A 19,473-nucleotide genomic window follows, 5' to 3' on the forward strand; every position below is an offset into this window, starting at 1 on the left:
TTATGGGTATGATGCACCCAATGAATCAACAGAATGACACAAGACAGCATGACAAACAGCAAGAGGTCTATCAAGTATCGACAATGACCTCCCTGCTGGAAGCCGTATATGATGGAGATTTCTCCCTCGCACATATTCCTGAACACGGTGATTTTGGCATCGGTACATTCAATCAATTAGATGGAGAACTGATCGGCTTTGACGGCGCATTCTACCGGCTGCGCTCGGATGGAACAGCGACACCGGTCACTGCTCAAGATTATTCACCATTCTGCTCTCTAGCATTCTTTGAAACAGATATCGTTCATCGAATTGATGCACCTATGACGTCCAAAGAACTTGAAGAAGAAATCGACCGCATTTTACCAAGTAAGAATATCTTTTATGCGGTCCGCATTGATGGATCATTCAAAAAGGTTCAAACACGTACGGTTGAAAAACAGGAAAAACCTTACGTTCCGATGGTAGAAGCAGTCAAGTCTCAGCCTATTTTCGACTTTGAGGATATTCAAGGTACGATCGCAGGCTTCCGTACACCGCAGTACGCACACGGCATTGCGGTGAGTGGATATCATCTTCATTTTATTGATGAAGATCGAAGTGTTGGCGGACACGTATTTGATTACACCGTTGATCAAGTCACCATCCGCATTTCTCAAAAACGCCATATGAATTTACACCTGCCAAATACGCAGGAATTCTTCCAAGCAGACATTGATCGAGCTGATCTTGCACAGCAAATTGCCAGTGCAGAAAGCAGCCCAGATCAATAAATGAAGACACCCCGTTGATTCCGGGGTGTTTTTTTATGCACAAAGATGATTTCTTGCACGTGATGTTTTCGTTTCGATAGCAAAATAGAAATTATCCAGTCTATTCGTAATGAAATATGATAGAATATCAACAGAAGAAAGGTGGTTATACGGTGTCAAAAGACTATAGCATTCCAAACCTAACATTAGACGAAAGAGATAAACAAATTTTATCCCTATTACACGAGGACGGGCGTATGTCTTATACAGATCTCGGCAAACAGGTTGGTCTGTCACGTGTTGCCGTGCAAGCCCGCATTCAGCAGCTCATTGAAGCAGGGGTCATTGAACGATTCACCGCTGTAATTAACCCCGTGAAGGTTGGCATTCATGTCTCTGTCTTCTTTAATGTAGAGGTAGAGCCAAAATTTTTAGAAGCGGTTGCCCTTCAGCTTGAAAAGGAAACGGCTGTCACAAGTCTTTATCACATGACAGGACCAAGCAAGCTGCATATGCATGGCATTTTTCAACATGAACAGGAAATGGAGACTTTCCTGACAAAAAAGCTATACCCCTTAGAAGGCGTCGTCAGTGTGGACTGCCAAATGCTCATTAAACGATACAAAAGCCGCATGGGCATGAAATTGTAGACAGGAGTTGAACCACTTGCAATCATATATCGAACTCATTATCGCTATGGTGCGAACCGGTATTCTCGGTTTTGGCGGAGGCCCTTCCGTCATACCGCTTATTCGCCATGAAGCGGTGGTGAAATACCAATGGATCAACGATGACGAATTCGGAGAAACACTCGCCATCGCCAATGCCTTACCAGGCCCGATCGCAACAAAAATGTCAGCATACCTCGGCTATCGATTAAAGGGTGTATCTGGCGCAATTGTTGCCACAGCTGCTCATATTTTACCTACTTGTCTCGCCATGGTAGCCCTTGTCACACTTGTCAGCGTCTTAAGCTCCTCACAAATCATTCAAAATATGATTGGCGCTGTGACCCCTGTCATTGCCGTTCTGTTAGGCATCATGGCATATGAATTTGGACAAAAAACGCTGAAAGGATTCGGCATGATCTTCGGGATCGCTCTATTCCTTCTTGCCTTTATTGGACTGCAAGTGCTGTCCATTCATCCAGGAATCATCGTGATGATCTTTTTATTTTATGGCGCTTTTCATTTTAAACTGAAAAATCATTGGAATCGGCCAAATAAAGAGAAAGGAGTGTCTTCATGATCCTGATTCTCTTTTTATTCTGGGCATTCTTTTTATCTAATCTATTAGGATATGGCGGTGGTCCTGCATCAATCCCGCTCAATTATGAAGAAATTGTCAATCATTTTCATTGGATGACGAACGAAGGATTCTCCAATATGCTGGCTTTAGCCAATGCACTGCCGGGGCCAATCGCTACGAAGATTGCAGCATATGTCGGTTATGACGTCATGGGCTGGCCAGGCTTTATCGTGGCACTGCTTGCCACTGTACTGCCGTCTGCTGTTGGGCTAATTTTATTGCTCAAGCTGATTGACCGTTTTCGTCAATCTCCCGTCGTAAAAGGCATGACCTTATCCGTTCAGCCCGTCATTGCGATGATGATGCTTTTATTAACATGGGAAATCGGCGGAGATGCAGTGAAAGCCATCGGCTGGACGCAATCGCTCGCCATTGCCGCGATCTCCTTTTTCTTCATGACCAAATTCAAGCTGCACCCTGCCTTTCTGATTGTGGCTGCTTTCTTATATGGCGGATTCATTCTGCCGCATTCATAAAAACCGATAACATTCACTGTTATCGGTTTTCTTTCACATATAAATTGGAGAAACTGATCTGCGCCCAATCGAATGATACTCGACCCCAGCTTGTTCTGCCGCTTCAAGTGTATGACAGTTTCGTCCATCGAAAATAAGCGGCCGCTTCATCCATTTCTTATAGGAAGCAAGTGGAAACGACTGAATATCCGCCCACTCTGTTAATAGACAGACCGCATCAGCATCCTTGATCGCTTCTTCAATCGTTTGAGCAAATAAGACTTGATCCGGCAGCTCGCGAGCTGCATGCCTGGCAGCAACAGGATCATATGCCACAAGCTCCGCACCTAATTGATGGAGCTCATGAGCGATCGAAATAGATGGTGCCTCCCTCATATCGTCTGTATTCGGTTTAAAGGACAGACCAAGAAGCGCAATTCGCTTTCCTTCAAGAGCGGCACCCAGCCGATCCTGAATATTTCGGATAAAACCTGCCCGCTGCTCATTATTTACTTTGATGACAGCCTTTAGCAGCTCAAAATCATGGGACACATGCCCTGCAATTTGGACAAGTGCATTTGTATCCTTTGGAAAACAAGAACCACCGTAGCCAATGCCCGCTCTGAGAAAGGACGAACCGATCCGCTGATCAAGCCCCATTCCCTGCGCCACCCATTCAACATCAGCACCTGTTTTTTCACAAATGGAGGCAATCTCATTCATAAAGCTGATTTTTGTCGCAAGAAATGCATTTGATGCATACTTGATCATTTCAGCACTTTTACGGTCTGTTTTGACCATTGGAAGGTGGAAATCAGCATACATCTCCTCCAGCTGATCTAATACGACTTTTGTTTCAGCTCCAATCACAAGCCGGTCCGCCCTCAATGTATCTGAAATGGCAGAGCCTTCCCGTAAAAATTCTGGGTTAGATGCAATCGCTAGCGGCTCCTTCCGTCCTAATTCTTGATGGATCAACTGATCGATTTGATCACCCGTTCCAACAGGCACCGTACTTTTCACCACAAGGATCGCCCCTGACTTTGCTTTTATCCCCATCTCTTTTGCAGCCTGAAACACATACTGTAAATCAGCTTGGCCATCTGCCTGCTGCGGGGTGCCGACTGCAATCATTAACACATCTGCCCGCGGGTAGACTTCCGCTCCATTTATGTGAAAATGAATTCGTCCCTGCTCAAGATTGCGTTTCAATAGCTCTTTTAACCCTGGCTCATACATTGGGGGATTTCCTTGTTTCAGCTGCATGACCTTTCGGCGGTCAATATCAATACACGTGACATCATGTCCTGCCTCCGCTAAACACACACCTGTCACAAGCCCCACATACCCACAGCCTGCAATCGCAATATTCATGACACCATCAGCTCCCCATACTCCTTATGCTTGTAATGACATCGTATGCCGGGAGCTTTCATTCCATTCTTAAAAGCATACAAAAACCCCCTGCCATCACTAGCAGGGGGTCACTTTTATGAAACAAGACCATTTCGAATATGAGCAATCAGATTTTCAAGCATTTCTTTTGTTGTGACATCATTTGAATTTTCACCAATATCATGAGCGTACATCAAAATCTTTAAAAATTCTTCTTGATTTAAACCCTTATTATCCATGTCTGTATCCTTTCGATTCCACTAATTTCATTATTATATGCTGTAAGGTTGGTTTATGCAATACTCTATTACATCATTCGACAGCTTTTGAAATTTATGACCATTTTCATGAAAAACTTTTTTATGAATCCCCATTGAGCTATAATAAAAGAATTGGAATCTTTTACTTGGTTAGGAGCGGATCAAATGCTTCAGCACAACTTCAACGAAGAAGAAATCAAACAAACTGCCGAACAGATCAAAGAACTTCTTCCTGCAACAGATGAGAACAAACAACTCATCAAAAAAGCATTGATTACTTATAGACAGGACAGCGTATATCGGCTCAAGCAAGAGTCTGATACCGAATGGTCAGCTTATGTACATGACGTCGTGGCAGCAAAGGTCCACCTTCATGTGCTGTTTCCTGTGAGAAGCAGCTGCTCATGTCCAGCAGATGGACTTTGCAAACACATTCTTGCTGTCTTCTTTTCGCTATACGCTCAAGTAGAGAGTGTGACCGGATTTACAGAAAATTGGTCAGAAAAAGATGAATTACAGCGCAGCAAAGAACTGATTCGCCAGCACTTCCAAGTGAAGCGCCCAGACGAACAATCACTCCAAAGCTGGCTGACTTTTTTCCAAGAGGAATTTAACCTCTGGCTGAAACGGACACCGAAGCATCAGCAAACACCGCAGCATTTGTATTACGGCTATTTATCGATCCTAAAAAAACACGCACCTGCTTCACCTGAATTCAAGAGCTTGTATGCGATTCATACGTCGATCGATGTATGGCTGAGGCTTCATGAACTCATCGACCTCGGCCGGCTTGATGCCGAAAAGGACTTTTATTCCATGAATCCATATGTAGAACAGCTCATGAACACCATTTTCGATTCAGTGGATCATTTGAAGACATACGCCCTTTCCTTTTCCCTCGATCCGTTTCTTGAAAACACACCAACTGCCGTTCGCACACTTCTTCAAATCAATGGACCTTTCCAGCATGAACGAGTAGCGGTCTTTATGGAGATTTGGGGCACCATATTAAATAGAGGGAAATGGGTCAAAAAAGAAACAGAATTACTAAAGAACGCCCAGAAGAAAGAACAAACGGTTGAACGTACCATCGGCCTGATGCACATGGATTATTTACTGAAAGAAGACGAAAGCCTCTTTCAGCAATTACAGCTGCTCAATGCGGATATGCTGCCAAATGTGCTTAATTGGCTGAAGGATCTCACAAACCGAAAGGACTGGAAGCGCCTCAAGCTCTGGTATCATGAAATCACCTATATATTAGAGGAATATTGCCAGCTCGACCTTTCCTATAGAGAACTGCGGGGAGCCGTCAGTGATTTCTTCTTTTATTTAGATGCATACTTTAAGCAGACGAAGGACCATCATTTATATGAACGCTACCTACAAATCTGTATGCCCTATGCGTTTACAGAATACAGTCAGCTCTTGTATGCACAGCAGCGTTATGCGGAATGGATTGAGATTCACAGCCTTGTTGGTTTCTCCATTAGTGAACTGGAGAAGGATTTGATCAAACAGATTGCAAAAGAGGAGCCGGAAGCCCTCATTCCATCGTACCACCGTGAAATCTCACTGCTCCTCGATCAAAAGAATCGAAGTGCTTATCGAGAGTCTGTGAAAATGCTGAAGAAACTGCGCACGCTTTATCATAAAACGAAAAAAACCGCGATCTGGGAAAGGTATGTAAAGCAGCTGCAAGATTCAACAAAACGGCTGCGTGCGTTCCAAGAGGAAATGAAGAAAGGAAAATTGATTGATGACACGCCATAAACAAATTGTCATTCATGCAGAACAAACTGAAGATTTCTCTTTCACCATTTCAGCGCAAGCAGAGGACGGACACCCTGTTCCGCTTAATGAAATGAAGAGGCAGCTTTTCCAATGGCACGAATCTTCTTTCTACGGAACATTCTTAGAAGATGTCAGCTTTATTGGCACACCTGCCTTTCTGTTAAGCCCTTGGATGACCGTTGAATTGCTAGGAAAAAATTCATTTAATACGTTTAGTCATGTGACATTAACGGATGAAACGGAACCACTGATGAAGACTGCCTCCACCATTTACGAATTCATTGAGGACGAAGATTTCGTTCCCGATTATGAGGCGTGGACAAAAGGCGAACTTCGGTTTAAAGATAAAGAAGGCCTATTAGATGGCTATACGGCTGATTGGTTCTCCCTTGCTGTACAGGATTACATTCAATATGATGATGCCTTGCAGCACAAATGGAACCGCATGACCGCACAATCGCCTGCGCTCTCATCCTTCCAAGGACATTTTCTAGATGAGCAGGATTTCTTGGAGACGATTGGCTGGATTGATGACGAAACGCCGTTCACTGTCGGCTTGCGCTTAAATGAACCGGATTTTGACGGAGATGATTGGAAAATCGAATTGTTTTTGCGGGACAAGAAAAACAGTGACCTTCACTTTTTTGAAGGCATTCGTTCATTGAAAAAGTCTTGGCATCCATATCAAGATAAAATTTCAAGAGAGATGGAACGATTCAGTCAAATCGTCCCTTGGCTTTCTTTCACATCTGGCACCACACTCATGTCAGAAGAAGAAGCGTGGCTCTTCCTATCTGAAGCAAGTGAAACACTTGTCAATATGGGCATTGAGATTCTGCTCCCATCATGGTGGCAAATTGTCAAAGACAGCACGATGATGTTAAAAGCAAGGATTTCTTCTACCCCTCGAGGCGAATCACATGTCGGAATGGACGCATTAATGGACTTTAATTGGCGCTTTGCTACAAACGGCATTGAACTGACAGAAGATGAGTTCAACGAGCTTGTCCAAAGCAAACGACGCCTTGTCAACATTCGAGGACAATGGATCAAAATAGACCCGACCTTCATTCAGCAAATGAAAAAGTGGATGGAGCGTGCCGAAAATGAAGGACTTCACATGTCTGATATTTTGTCACGCGAACTGGCAGATCAAGAAGCTTCCTCTGAATCGATTCCAGAGCTACTAGACAGTTCAGCATTTGCCCATATTCAATTTGAACTTTCATCGCAATTAAGAGGGCTTGTCCACCAATTAAATGATTCGCACGAGCTGCCTTCTTACGAAATGAGTGAGTCCTTTAAAGGCACACTGCGTCCGTATCAGCAGCATGGCGTGAATTGGCTTTTATTTTTAAGATCTCATGGATTTGGGGCTTGTTTAGCAGATGATATGGGACTTGGAAAAACGATTCAAATGATCGCGTATTTCACGTATTTGAAGGAGCAGGAGCAAAATGCCGCTCCATCTCTCATCATTGCGCCGACCTCTGTTTTAGGAAACTGGCAGCGAGAGCTTGAAACATTCGCACCACATTTGAAGGTTGCCCTGCATTATGGGCCATCGCGTCCACAGGGAGAGGACTTCACAAAAGCATACGAGTCAACAGATATTGTTCTGACGTCCTATGGACTCTCACATTCTGATCGTGATGAATTAACGGCAGCAAAGTGGAATACCATTTGCTTAGACGAAGCCCAAAACATCAAGAACGCCCATACGAAACAATCGAGAGCGATTAGACAGCTCAAAGGACAGCATCACATTGCCCTCAGCGGGACACCAATGGAAAACCGTTTGACAGAGCTTTGGTCCATATTCGACTTCGTCAACAAAGGATATCTCGGCAGCCTGACCAGCTTCCATAAAAAGTTCGTCCTTCCGATTGAAAAAGACCGTGAAGAAAAAAGAATTGAACAGCTGCAGCAGCTGATTAAACCATTTTTATTAAGACGAACAAAACAAGATGAAGAGGTTGCCCTGAACTTGCCTGAGAAACTCGAAGAAAAAGAATTCATTCCGCTCTCCGCTGAGCAGGCGTCTTTATATGAACAGCTCGTGAAGGATACATTTGAACACATGGCATCATTAACAGGGATGCAGCGAAAAGCCATTATTTTAAGTATGCTTGGCAGACTCAAACAGATTTGTGATCACCCTGCTCTCTATTTAAAAGAGCGGGGAACAGATGTGAAACTGCTGAAACGTTCGTTAAAAATGGATAAACTCGCAGAGCTGTTAAAAACAATACATGAGCAAGGAGAAAGCTGCCTCATCTTTACGCAGTATATTGAAATGGGCAACATGATCAAGCAGCTGGCAGAAAAGATGTTTGGAGAACCAGTCCAATTTTTAAATGGCAGTCTCTCAAAACAGGAGCGGGACAAAATGGTGGACCGCTTTCAGAAGAAAGAATTCAATATCTTAATTCTCTCTTTAAAGGCAGGAGGAACAGGACTCAACCTAACCGCCGCAAACCATGTCATTCACTACGATAGATGGTGGAATCCTGCTGTGGAAAACCAAGCGACAGACCGAGCTTATCGGATTGGACAAAAACGATTTGTTCACGTCCATAAGATGATCACAACGGGCACAATCGAGGAAAAAATCGATCAAATGCTCGAAACAAAACAAACATTAAATGATCAAATTATCCAAAGCGAGAGCTGGATTACAGAGCTATCGACAAACGAACTAGAAGACTTATTTACCTTAAGTGCCGCCGCTCAATCATCTTAATCACAGCAAAAAAGAGGACTTTTCTCAAGCCTAATGAAAAGTCCTCTTTTTTATTTCATATAAACGTGTGCTAAATGTTCAGTTTTTTCAATGCAGATTTCACATTCATATACGTATTTAATTCACGGAAGTCCTCTCTCATTTCTCCCATCTTCATTGCAAGATTCGGTTTAATTCCTGTCACAATGAGTTCAGTACCTGTCATTAAAATCAAATCGTTCAGCTTAAAGATCGCATCTGCCACAAATGAATCCACTTCTAATAATCCGGACAGATCGACAATAAAATAATCATCCTTGGATTGAGAGATATAGGTGGAGACCGTTGAAATGATCTTATCAAATCTAGGCGCTGTTAACGTACCAATGATCGGTAACACAGAGATACCATCTTTCACCGGAACGATTGGGACAGAAATATTCAGCACTTCATCAATTGATTGCTCAAGAAGCTCCTGCTGTTCCTTCTCTTTCGTGACATCCTTTTGCAGACCAACGAAATAAAGACGTTTTCCTTCCTTTTCGTCAATCCAAAGAGGAGCGACACTTAACTCGTTCCAAAACACTTGTCCAGATTTTTTATAATTTTTCAGCTGAACCGTGACAGCCTCTTTGTTCTCAATGGATGTTCTAATTTGTTTGAGAGTGATTTGCTCAGTTTCATCTCCCTGAAGGAAACGACAATTCCTTCCCAATACTTCGGTTTCTTGATAGCCTGTCATATCTAAAAAGCCCTTGTTCACATATATTAAAGGATTATCAGGTAAAGACGGGTCCGTCACCGTCAGGCCAACCTGAGTATAGTCCAAGGCTTCCTTGATTAAATGCAGATTTTCGGACTTATAAGATTCCAGCGCCATTCGTTTACTCTCCTTATTTTCCTTACAAGCGGGTTATATTCATAATTAAATTATATGATGTTCCACATCATGTGTAAATAGAAGTGGTTCTGAATTCCTCTTTTGTAGAATGCGCTTCATCCTATGTGATTTATACCAAGACATCTGATTCATCTATTTCAAAAGGTGCCGGATCATATGCGCGACTCCGTGTTCATCATTTGATAACGTCACGTGATCAGCGATTTCTTTTATATCCTGTCTCGCATTCCCCATTGCAACCCCAACACCAGCAGCTCGAAGCATTGATTCATCATTTAAACTGTCTCCTACAGCCGCTGCCCTACTTAAAGGAATACCTAGTCTTTCTGCTAGCCTTGTTAATGCCTGCCCTTTAGACGCGTCCTTTGAACCAATTTCAAAGTTATGATCAGCCGAACTGACCAATGTTACATCTGAATCATCACCAAACATATCCCATCCAGCTTTCAATCTGTCCTGAAAGAAAGAAAAACCTAAGATATTGTAAAATGAAAGCTTTCGATCCTCACGAAACAATTCTTTATATGTATCAATATAAGAAAAACCCGACTGGCTGTATTGAACTTCTGCCGCTTGTTTTAAGACATTTTGATCCGTTTCTGGATTTGCACTTTTTAAACGGTCCATTTCAATCGCAAGAAGCTCTCTTCCGCGATTTGGTGTGAAAATGGCTTCGTTTGTAAAGACTTCATAATAATAATCACGTTCTTCAAGCCATGACAATATATGTTTAGCTTTTTCTTCTTGTAAAGCAGCTGAATGGTACACTTGTCCAGTTGGATCATGAATCACAGCTCCATTGGCACTAATTACCCATGTATTCATACCAAGCTGGTCAAAAATAGACCTCACATCAAAATACGCTCTCCCTGTTGACACGACAACCTCAATTCCATTCGCAGCTGCTTCCTTTAATGCCTGCTCGTTTTCCTGACTCACTTTGTGTTCACTGTTCAATAAAGTTCCATCTAAATCCGTTGCGATTAATTGAATGTTTGTCATCGTTCTCTCCTTTTTGTCTTTATTTTCAACCGACATACCGTTAACAAAATCCATCATCATTATGAAATGAGTATCCACTATTTGCAAGAGCTGATCGGTTAAACAGTGAATAAAAGGGTATCCGGCCACGCAAATATGACCGGATACACACAAAGGGGATTCACAAGGGGACACATGACCTATACAAAGAAGCATTGGTTCTATATTACGCAGTGTTCATATGAACAAGGCAGCATCTATCAGCTTTAGCTAGAGGGGGGGCTGTCAGATGATAGACATTACCTTTTGATTCGGGACTTGCCTCCTTTCCTTTCAGCTACCCCTAGTCTACGGAGAAAGGCCGTATGTGACAAAACAGGAAAATAGCAAAATAGGCCTTCAAATTCTCTATATCCTCATTAATTTCTGTTTTTTACCGCTTGCGTATAAAACATCATCTTGTTTTGTTTGATAAAATACTTATTTTTCATAAATTGATAAAAAATATCTGAATGAATCCAATTACTAGAAGGCATGTGAATATAATCAGATCCATCCCACGCAAACCAATAAAAACAAAGCCGGCCATCATGAACCGACAGCTGAAACTCAAAACAGTCCATTTGATCCTCGGTGACATATTGAAACGTGAGTGACTCTCCTTCTTCCATATACACATCACAAAATGAAAGAATATCTCCCCACGAATAAACACGTATATCACTCTTTGTCTTGTCGTCGCCAATATGAATGTTTCTCAATTGATAGGACTCCATAAAACATCTCCTTTCACTCATGTGCAGCTAGTTCTAAGCAGGCAGCGGTTTCATTTATACAGATGTTGTATGCTATAATAATACTTACGAATAATGAACGCTTGTGAGGTGATAAATATGAAAACCTTTAGGCTGATTGATTTAAAAATTGAACTTGATCCACAGCAAGATAAAATGTCCAGCATTCCCCTTCGTGACGGTTTAATCATTAATAAAGAAGACGGTGAAAATCACTGGATGATCGAGGCACTCATTCCAAAGAAACATAGACAGGTGTTTGAGGTACTCTTTCAGCAGCACACAGAAGTGAAGATTCTTGTAACGATCACTAAAGAAAACAACCGCCCTGTTCATCTATCTGTCCAAGTCAAAAACATCGTTGCCTTAGAAGAAAACATTTCTGTGTTACTCGATGGTAAAATGATTACAAATCGTTACAGAACAGAAACTGAAGAAGTATTAAAAGACCTCGTCAAAGAGGGGCTGTCAGGAGAAAAACTACTGGATGCTTTTAAACAAAACACATAAAAAAGAGCGGGATCAGCCGCTCTTTTTCTATTGCACATCTTTAGACTGGCTTTGATTTTTCAATAGATCTCTAATTTCAGTTAGCAAAACTTCCGTTTGATCCGGCGTTTCCACAACCTCTTCTTCCTCAACCTTTTTCCGTTTTAACTTATTCAAATAACGAATAAAGATAAAAATGGAAAACGAGATAATTAAGAAATCAACCACTGTTTGAATAAAGTTCCCATATAAAATTTGAGCGGCTCCGATTTTAATGGATAAACCGCTAAAATCATGCCCTCCAATAATAATACCGACAAGCGGCATGATTAAATCATTCACAAGAGAAGTGACAATTTTGCCAAATGCTCCCCCAATGATGACACCTACTGCCAAGTCAATGACATTGCCCTTGACTGCAAACTCTCTAAATTCTTTCAGCATCCTTTATCACCTTCATCTTTTTTTGTCTAATATGACGTTTTTTTGTCAAAATTGCAAGTCCTTATCCGTTCTAACTGAACGTTTCTAAATAAAAAAGCGATTCATGCTTGATGAACCGCCAGAAAAATCATGATACTTTAGGACCAATAGAAAATGTCAGTTCTGCTTCACATGCAACCTCGCCATCTACCGTCGCTACTGCTTTTCCTTTTGCAACCGGCCCGCGGAGGCGCGTCACTTCAACCTCTAAACGAAGCTGGTCTCCAGGCTTGACCTGTCTTTTGAAGCGGCATCCGTCAATTCCTGCAAACAAACCGATTTTTCCTTTGTTTTCTTCCTTGCCTAACATAATCACACCAAAAACCTGTGCGAGTGCTTCTACTATAAGCACACCCGGCATGACTGGGTAACCAGGGAAATGGCCATTAAAAAATTCTTCATTCACTGTGACATTTTTAATTCCAACCGCTCTTTTTTCTCCCTCGACCTCTAAAATACGGTCGACCAATAAGAATGGATAACGGTGTGGAATAATGTCTTGAATTTGCTGAGCATCAAGCATATCTTGATCTCTCCTTCTTTTCTATATCGCTGATCTTCATTTGATTCCTATAGAAGTATATTATGAATGCTGGCATTTTTCAATATTCGCCTTATGCATATGGTAAAAAATAGAATCTACCATTACCAATTGTCATCAAATATAATCCACACTACACTCAATGTTTTTTCACAAATATGGTAATATATATTACATCATTGATTGAATAAGAGGGTAAAAATGAATTTTATGAGCGATAAATCCGTAAAAAAACTTCTCCATTCCTGGTATACAATGCTAAAGCATCGACATTTTTCGAAGGCTGAAGAAATCAAAAAAACACTGCTAAAATATAAACGGAAATTATCAAAAAAACAAGAACTCTATTTCCATTATCAGTTGATGCTTTTCCGTCACCAGCTCTGGATGAATCAGACAGAGGACTTAGAAAAACTCAAACATGAACTGCTGCCCCACAAAGAGGAAATGAACGAAGAACTGCAATATTATTTTTATTTCTTTCTCGGATTATATGAATCTTTAAAAAGTGATCAAAATGATGCGATTCATTATCTCGAAAAGGCTGAGGAACGACTGCCATTACTTAACGATGAGCTGGAGGAAGCAGAGTTCCATTTCCGTACAAGCGGTGTTTATTATAACAACCGTTACTCGTTGTTATCGATTCGTCATGTTCAAAAAGCCATGGATATTTTTGCAAAGCACGGTGATATCCATAGCATCTATCGGTGTAAAATTGTGCTCGCTCTCAACTATAGCGACCAGAAAAAATATAAGGAAGCGGAAGATATTTTCATTGAAATTATTGATTACGTGAAAAAGATTGATGATCAAGAGCTGCTCGGTATCGTTTATTATGATGCTGGCTTTATTCAGTCAAGACAAAACCGTCATAAGGAAGCGCTGGAATACTTCAAAAAAGCGCTTCGTCTTCCAGCATACCGAAAGTCAGCACACTCCTATGTATCGTGCCTATACGAAACTGTGCGTTCCTGTTTTAAAGAAAATTTAACCGATGAAGGGATGAAGTATATTCAAAAAGGTCTGAAAGAAGCTGTTGCTTCCCAGTTTGATATATTAAGAATGAAGTTTCAAATCTTATCTCTTCTCTACAGCCAAACGCCAAAGGCAGATGAGCAGATCGCCACGCTCGTCACATGTCTTGAACGAAAAGAAGCCTGGATTGATCTTGAGGATCTTCTTGCTGATGTCTCAGATTTTTATAAAAAAAAGGGCGACTTTGAGCGAGCCGCCTTTTTTATCATGAGAGGCTGATACCAGCCTGCTGATTATCGAATTGTATTAATTAATCCCAGCATTTGATCGCCCATCGTAATTGTTCTTGAATTCATCTGATAGGAACGCTGTGTTGTCATGAGGTCTGTTAATTCTTTCGACATGTCCACATTTGATGTTTCCAGTGCACCTTGCTGAAGCTGAATCGCCTCTCGGTTTGCTCCATTTAGTGCTGTTAATGCACCTTGATAGGTTCCATCGACTGAGAACAAATTATCTCCTTCAGAGACAAGTGCTGACGAATTATTGACTTGTACAACGCCCAGATTCACTTGCTGATTGGGTTGATTGTCTCTTGAAATCGCCGTAAGCCGCCCATTTTTATCGATTGAAATATCACGGAAATTTGCATTTAAGACGATCGCATTTCCGTTTTCATCAAGAATCGGATAGCCTTCGCTCGTGACAAGCTGCACTTGATTACGATTATTGCCCGGCTGCAAGTAAAGTGAACCATCTCTTGTATAACGGATATTACCGCCGGCGTTGACCTGCAAATACTGCGACGGCGCTCCGAAGGCAACATCAAGATCACGTCCTGTTTCTTTAATAGAGCCTTGCAGCGAGTTAATGGAGGCATTAACCATTGTCCCCGTGCCAAGCCTTAACCCAGCAGGTGTCAGACGACTGTTTGCCACCTGCTCATTTTTTTCATCTACCTGATTAAACTGCTGTCTGATCAGCTCTGAGAAACGGGTGTTTTTCGCGCGGTACCCTGTTGTTTCACTGTTCGCGATGTTATTGCTGATGATGTCAAGCTGCTTTTGCACTTCATTCATCGATACAGCTGCGTTTATCATCGTTCTAAGCATGAGAATCCTCCTTTCTTTTTCATTTCTTGATTAGTACACTCTGCCAATTTCATTCACTGCTTTTTCTAAGCTTTTATCATACGCCTGAACCACTTTTTGATTTGTTTCAAATGCTCGGTAAGCCGTTGTCATATCTGTATATGATTTCGTCACATCCACGTTCGAGAGCTCCGATACGCCTTGGCTTAACGTATAGGACATTTGACCGTTATTGACTGCACTTGGCAGGGGCTGGTTATCAGCTGTACGGTATAAATCATTTCCTTCACGCGCTAGGTTTCTTGTATCCATCGCAACACGTACATCGATTTGACCAAGATTTTGCCCATTTTCAGACACAGTACCATCTGCATTCACTTTGAAATTCTCACTCTGAACCGTAATCGGCTGACCCGTCACGGAAAGAAGAGCACGGCCATTAATCGTCAATTGATTTTGTGCGTTCAATGTAATGGAGCTGCTTTTCGTATAACGAACGCCTTCTGGTGTGTTGACCGCATAAAATAGCGCTGATTTCTGATTGGTCTCTGGATTGATCGGCACATTATTTTCAACTAGTGCTATGTCTGTTGTTTGATCTGTTGTTTTTAAAGTTCCCTGTGTAAATTGAGGGATTAATTCCTGCATATATGTCCCGGTATTGATTCCACCAATCGGCGATTGCAGTGGAACGCTAAAGCCTTTGCCTGAGGATGTTTGGAAACGTCCTGATTCCATTCGGCTCAGCAGCATTTCTGGAAATGCACGCATTGCCCCTTCATCCGCTTTATAGCCTGGGGTATTCGCATTTGCGATATTATTTGAAAGCATTTCTGTCCGCCGCTCTTGAGCGATCATGGCAGATGTTGCGGTGTATAGTCCTTTTAACACGTGCTCACCTCATTCAAATTCTTTCACATGACCTAAACACAATCTTCTATGAAATATATCGGCTGATTAGCAGGGTTCTTTAATAAAAATCCCCCATTCTTTCTAAAAAGAATGAGGGAAATCATTAGCTGAGTTTACGCTTTGGCAGCTTGTCCATATTATCAAGCATCACGCCAGTACCAACTGCTACACAGTCCATTGGATTTTCAGCAACGAAAACTGGTACTTTCAGCTCTTCTGCAAGCAATTGATCAAGCCCGTTTAGAAGAGCTCCGCCACCTGTAATGATGACGCCGCGATCGATAATATCAGCTGATAATTCAGGCGGTGTTCTCTCAAGAACTTGCTTCGCAGCCTGAACAATCGCAGATACAGATTCACGCAATGCTTCTTCTACTTCTTTGCTTGTGACGGTAATCGTTCTTGGTAATCCTGTCACCATGTCTCGTCCACGAATCGAAATCTCTTCGTGACGTGCGTCTGGGAATACCGTTGCAACTTGGATCTTAATATCCTCAGCCGTGCGCTCACCGATCAACAGCTTGTACTCTTTTTTAATGTAGTTTAGAATTTCCAGATCAAATTTGTCTCCAGCCATTTTAATAGAAGAGGCGGTTACAATGTCACCCATTGAGATGACAGCGATATCTGTCGTTCCGCCTCCAATATCTACGACCATGTTTCCACTTGGCTGAAAAATATCCATACCAGCACCAATCGCTGCTACTTTTGGCTCTTCTTCAAGAAATACATGCTTACCACCGCTTTTTTCAGCAGCTTCCTTGATCGCCTTCTGCTCAACAGATGTAATATTTGTCGGGCAGCAGATGAGCATACGCGGCTTAGAGAACAGCCCTTTCACATTTAATTTGTTAATAAAATGCTTGAGCATCGCTTCAGTTACTTCAAAATCAGCGATTACGCCGTCTTTTAATGGACGAATCGCAACAATATTCCCAGGCGTACGTCCAACCATACGTCTAGCCTCTTCTCCAACAGCCAAAACTTTTCCGCTGTTTTTGTCAAGAGCTACCACAGATGGTTCATTTAACACAATTCCTTTTCCTTTGACATGAATCAGTACATTGGCAGTACCAAGATCAATTCCAATATCCCTAGCAAACATCTATATATATCCTCCTTGAAAATCTGTTTCCATAGCAAATACCACATTCTGCCCTAATTATATATTCTATCATAATTTGCAGAAAAAAAGATATTTCTTTACAAAAGTCTTTACAAAATTTGTGGTTAGAAACTACCGATATGAGGAAGATATATATATCATGTTTATGAACAAAGAACTAAGCTTACTGTTTCACAGGTTCGCCTTCTAAAATTTCTTCTTTTTTATACTTTAACTTGGTGGCTTCTCCTCCTCGCAAGTGGCGGATTGATTTATGATAATCCAGTATCTCCTTTACTTCATTAGCCAGATCTGGATTAATTTCTGGCAGTCTTTCTGTTAGATCCTTGTGTACAGTACTTTTAGAGACTCCAAATTCTTTCGCAATAACACGAACGGTTTTCTTTGTCTCCACGATATACTTTCCTATCTTGATTGTTCGCTCTTTGATGTAATCGTGCACACCACTCGACCTCCCTAAAATGGATGTGAGAAGTGTGAAATGAGATCCGTATGAAGATTATCCATTTTCAGCGGCGCTTGTTCGTCGTAATTTCTCATCCATTAGGTAGTAAATGCCAAACACGATCCCTCACCTCAAACACTCTCTTTGTCAGGTTTGTAACAGTGTATTAGCATTGAATAGGGAATATGCTAAAAATGAAGATGGGACAAGGGATTTATCAGAAAAGGCAAAACAAAAAATCATTTCGGGGCGCGAAAATTTTCACTTTACAAGAAAGAGTTCAGCACGTAAAATAGAAAAGGTGAATTTATTTACCTAGCTAAATATTTAAAAAAGGTGAGCATATGGATACGTTAAATAGAGAGTGTTTACATCAAATACATCAAGGCGCACGGCTGCTGTCTAAAAAGGCGAACGAAGCGCTTGCTGCTTATGACTTGTACATGTCCCAGTGGACTGTGCTTTTTTGTTTGGATACATTCGGCCCGAAAACCCAAAAAGACATCTGGACATATTTGAACGTCGAAGCACCGACCATCACCAGAACCGTCACCCGTTTAGAAGCAAACGGCTGGGTGAAACGTGTACAAGGAAAAGACAAACGTGAGAATCTGATCGTGATGACAGATGATGCAAAAGCCCGATTTGAAGAAATCAAACGCACGATGGAACAATTTGAAGAAGAATGTCTTTCAGATTTTACCTACGAAGAAAAACAACTCCTCCATACACTTTTACACAAATTATCAACTGAATAGGAAGTGACATACATCATGAACGAACGCATATGGACAAAAGACTTTATCATGATTGTCCTGGTGAATTTATTTACGTTCACCTCTTTTTATGCCCTTTTGACATTACTGCCCATTTACACAATGGATGAACTAAATGGAACAGAATCACAGGGCGGTCTCCTTGTGACGGTCTTCTTATTATCTGCTATTGTGACAAGACCGTTTTCTGGCGCCATTATTGAGAAATTTGGCAAAAAACGGATGGCGATTTTCTCTTCTACGGCCTTTGCCTTACTCACTTATTTATACATCCCGATTGATCAATTCCAAACGCTTCTTATGCTGCGTTTCGTACAAGGGATCTTTTTTAGTATTTTGACGACAGTCGCCAGTGCCATTGCGGCTGATATGATCCCGAAACATAAACGCGGGGAAGGACTCGGATACTTTGTGATGTCTATGAACCTCGCTGTTGTCATCGGTCCGTTTATCGCACTGAATCAAGTAGGAAAAATAGGATTTCATTCATTATTTCTTCTCTTTTCCATTATCGTGACCATCGGAGCCGCTTTTACGATGCTGATTAGACAGCCAGAGCCTGAAAACGGTGGAAGCATTGTCTTCCGATTCACGTTTTCTCACCTGTTTGAAAAAGGCGCATTAAAAACAGCGGCCGTCGGCATTATTATTTCCTTCTGTTATTCGCCGATTATTTCATTTATTTCAGTTTATGCCAATTCACTTCATTTAATGGGTGCAAGTAGTTATTTCTTTATTGTATTTGCGGCCGCAATGCTTGGATCACGTCCATTTACAGGCAGACTTTTTGACCGGGTTGGAGCTCACGTTGTGATCTATCCTTCGATTGCCCTTTTTGCCATTGGTTTATGGATGCTGACAGCGACACATTCAGCTACAATGCTTCTTCTATCAGGCGCTGTGATTGGACTTGGCTACGGTTCGCTCGTGCCATGTTTACAAACACTTGCGATTCAGCACTCACCAGCTCATCGTACGGGATATGCGACGGCTACTTTCTTCACCCTGTATGATACAGGTATTGCTGCCGGCTCATTTGTCTTTGGACTCCTTGTCAGTTTCACAGACTTTTCAAATGTGTACCTCATTGCGGGTATTGTGGTCTTACTGAGTATGGGCGTTTTTTATTGGAGCGAACGAAAACCTCAGGAAGCAAAAGCACAAAAGGTCTCCCTTTCAGAGTAAAAGGGTACTATTTTAAACTTCGCCGGAAACATGCTAAAATATAGGATATTCCAAATAGAGCATACAGGCTTTGTTGAAAAATAGT

Annotated in this window: 21 protein-coding genes; 10 read left to right on the top strand and 11 right to left on the bottom strand. The window is 41.7% G+C overall.

Features of this window, described 5'->3' with window-relative positions; genetic code table 11:
- The first annotated feature begins 2 nt into the window (after positions 1-2).
- The 4 genes from budA to MHB66_RS16905 all read left to right on the top strand — a co-directional run bounded on the left by budA (position 3) and on the right by MHB66_RS16905 (position 2,536).
- Positions 3-773 carry an acetolactate decarboxylase gene (budA, locus tag MHB66_RS16890; RefSeq protein ID WP_046313017.1) on the top strand — a complete coding sequence of 257 codons (771 nt, stop codon included), beginning with the start codon at positions 3-5 and terminating at the stop codon, positions 771-773.
- 152 nt (positions 774-925) lie between these two features.
- Positions 926-1,402: an Lrp/AsnC family transcriptional regulator gene (locus tag MHB66_RS16895; RefSeq protein WP_046313016.1), complete on the top strand. Its 477-nt coding sequence runs from the start codon at positions 926-928 to the stop codon at positions 1,400-1,402.
- Between the two features lie 16 nt (positions 1,403-1,418).
- Positions 1,419-2,000 carry a chromate transporter gene (locus MHB66_RS16900; protein ID WP_080943482.1) on the top strand — a complete coding sequence of 194 codons (582 nt, stop codon included), beginning with the start codon at positions 1,419-1,421 and terminating at the stop codon, positions 1,998-2,000.
- Positions 2,000-2,536: a chromate transporter gene (locus MHB66_RS16905; protein WP_046313475.1), complete on the top strand. Its 537-nt coding sequence runs from the start codon at positions 2,000-2,002 to the stop codon at positions 2,534-2,536. Before MHB66_RS16900 ends, MHB66_RS16905 begins: the two co-directional genes overlap by 1 nt.
- Before the next feature lie 33 nt (positions 2,537-2,569).
- Here the strand turns inward: MHB66_RS16905 and MHB66_RS16910 are convergent, their stop codons facing one another.
- Both MHB66_RS16910 and MHB66_RS16915 read right to left on the bottom strand, forming a co-directional pair.
- The gene (locus MHB66_RS16910) at positions 2,570-3,889 is read right to left on the bottom strand and encodes a UDP-glucose/GDP-mannose dehydrogenase family protein (protein WP_046313015.1); all 1,320 of its coding nucleotides are present in this window, start codon (positions 3,887-3,889) and stop codon (positions 2,570-2,572) included.
- Positions 3,890-4,005: 116 nt separating this feature from the next.
- Positions 4,006-4,149, bottom strand: a complete 144-nt coding sequence (locus tag MHB66_RS16915; RefSeq protein ID WP_003214884.1) for a hypothetical protein — start codon at positions 4,147-4,149, stop codon at positions 4,006-4,008.
- A gap of 186 nt (positions 4,150-4,335) precedes the next feature.
- On the opposite strand from MHB66_RS16915, the gene MHB66_RS16920 reads away from it, so the two are divergent.
- On the top strand, positions 4,336-5,943 hold the full coding sequence (locus MHB66_RS16920) for an SWIM zinc finger family protein (RefSeq protein WP_046313013.1): 1,608 nt from the start codon (positions 4,336-4,338) through the stop codon (positions 5,941-5,943).
- Positions 5,930-8,707, top strand: a complete 2,778-nt coding sequence (locus MHB66_RS16925) for a DEAD/DEAH box helicase (RefSeq protein WP_046313011.1) — start codon at positions 5,930-5,932, stop codon at positions 8,705-8,707. Before MHB66_RS16920 ends, MHB66_RS16925 begins: the two co-directional genes overlap by 14 nt.
- Before the next feature lie 70 nt (positions 8,708-8,777).
- Here the strand turns inward: MHB66_RS16925 and MHB66_RS16930 are convergent, their stop codons facing one another.
- The 3 genes from MHB66_RS16930 to MHB66_RS16940 form a co-directional block, all read right to left on the bottom strand.
- Positions 8,778-9,566 (bottom strand): STAS domain-containing protein, encoded by a 789-nt coding sequence (locus MHB66_RS16930; protein ID WP_046313009.1) that lies wholly within the window; start codon positions 9,564-9,566, stop codon positions 8,778-8,780.
- 153 nt (positions 9,567-9,719) lie between these two features.
- Complete coding sequence (locus tag MHB66_RS16935; protein ID WP_211043783.1) at positions 9,720-10,580, bottom strand: Cof-type HAD-IIB family hydrolase; 861 nt, start codon at positions 10,578-10,580, stop codon at positions 9,720-9,722.
- 407 nt (positions 10,581-10,987) lie between these two features.
- A complete protein-coding gene (locus MHB66_RS16940; RefSeq protein ID WP_046313005.1) occupies positions 10,988-11,344 on the bottom strand; it encodes a hypothetical protein in 357 nt (118 codons plus the stop codon).
- Positions 11,345-11,461: 117 nt separating this feature from the next.
- Here MHB66_RS16940 and MHB66_RS16945 point away from each other — a divergent pair, with 117 nt between their 5' ends.
- Positions 11,462-11,872, top strand: coding sequence for a YwpF-like family protein (locus MHB66_RS16945; RefSeq protein WP_024423692.1), 411 nt, complete (start codon positions 11,462-11,464; stop codon positions 11,870-11,872).
- Between the two features lie 27 nt (positions 11,873-11,899).
- On the opposite strand, the gene mscL is transcribed toward MHB66_RS16945, so the two are convergent.
- The gene (gene mscL, locus MHB66_RS16950; protein WP_024423693.1) at positions 11,900-12,295 is read right to left on the bottom strand and encodes a large conductance mechanosensitive channel protein MscL; all 396 of its coding nucleotides are present in this window, start codon (positions 12,293-12,295) and stop codon (positions 11,900-11,902) included.
- A gap of 127 nt (positions 12,296-12,422) precedes the next feature.
- Positions 12,423-12,857 carry a 3-hydroxyacyl-ACP dehydratase FabZ gene (gene fabZ / locus MHB66_RS16955; RefSeq protein ID WP_012011512.1) on the bottom strand — a complete coding sequence of 145 codons (435 nt, stop codon included), beginning with the start codon at positions 12,855-12,857 and terminating at the stop codon, positions 12,423-12,425.
- A 219-nt stretch (positions 12,858-13,076) separates the two neighbouring features.
- Between fabZ and MHB66_RS16960 the strand changes: the two genes are divergently transcribed.
- Positions 13,077-14,132 carry a tetratricopeptide repeat protein gene (locus MHB66_RS16960; protein WP_046313003.1) on the top strand — a complete coding sequence of 352 codons (1,056 nt, stop codon included), beginning with the start codon at positions 13,077-13,079 and terminating at the stop codon, positions 14,130-14,132.
- Positions 14,133-14,146: 14 nt separating this feature from the next.
- On the opposite strand, the gene MHB66_RS16965 is transcribed toward MHB66_RS16960, so the two are convergent.
- The 4 genes from MHB66_RS16965 to spoIIID form a co-directional block, all read right to left on the bottom strand.
- The gene (locus MHB66_RS16965; protein WP_034281197.1) at positions 14,147-14,965 is read right to left on the bottom strand and encodes a flagellar hook-basal body protein; all 819 of its coding nucleotides are present in this window, start codon (positions 14,963-14,965) and stop codon (positions 14,147-14,149) included.
- A gap of 30 nt (positions 14,966-14,995) precedes the next feature.
- Positions 14,996-15,835: a flagellar hook-basal body protein gene (locus tag MHB66_RS16970; protein WP_034281198.1), complete on the bottom strand. Its 840-nt coding sequence runs from the start codon at positions 15,833-15,835 to the stop codon at positions 14,996-14,998.
- 124 nt (positions 15,836-15,959) lie between these two features.
- The gene (gene mbl / locus MHB66_RS16975) at positions 15,960-16,961 is read right to left on the bottom strand and encodes a cell shape-determining protein Mbl (protein ID WP_007497573.1); all 1,002 of its coding nucleotides are present in this window, start codon (positions 16,959-16,961) and stop codon (positions 15,960-15,962) included.
- A 184-nt stretch (positions 16,962-17,145) separates the two neighbouring features.
- Positions 17,146-17,424 (bottom strand): sporulation transcriptional regulator SpoIIID, encoded by a 279-nt coding sequence (spoIIID, locus tag MHB66_RS16980; RefSeq protein ID WP_008343327.1) that lies wholly within the window; start codon positions 17,422-17,424, stop codon positions 17,146-17,148.
- 347 nt (positions 17,425-17,771) lie between these two features.
- Between spoIIID and MHB66_RS16985 the strand changes: the two genes are divergently transcribed.
- Both MHB66_RS16985 and MHB66_RS16990 read left to right on the top strand, forming a co-directional pair.
- Entirely contained in the window at positions 17,772-18,185 is a 414-nt protein-coding gene (locus MHB66_RS16985) for a MarR family transcriptional regulator (RefSeq protein WP_024423697.1), read from the top strand.
- A 15-nt stretch (positions 18,186-18,200) separates the two neighbouring features.
- Positions 18,201-19,388 carry an MFS transporter gene (locus tag MHB66_RS16990; RefSeq protein WP_041115530.1) on the top strand — a complete coding sequence of 396 codons (1,188 nt, stop codon included), beginning with the start codon at positions 18,201-18,203 and terminating at the stop codon, positions 19,386-19,388.
- Positions 19,389-19,473 lie beyond the last annotated feature (85 nt).

It is taken from the genome of Bacillus sp. FSL L8-0167, assembly GCF_038630295.1.
In the GTDB taxonomy this organism is placed as follows: Bacteria; Bacillota; Bacilli; order Bacillales; family Bacillaceae; genus Bacillus; species Bacillus safensis.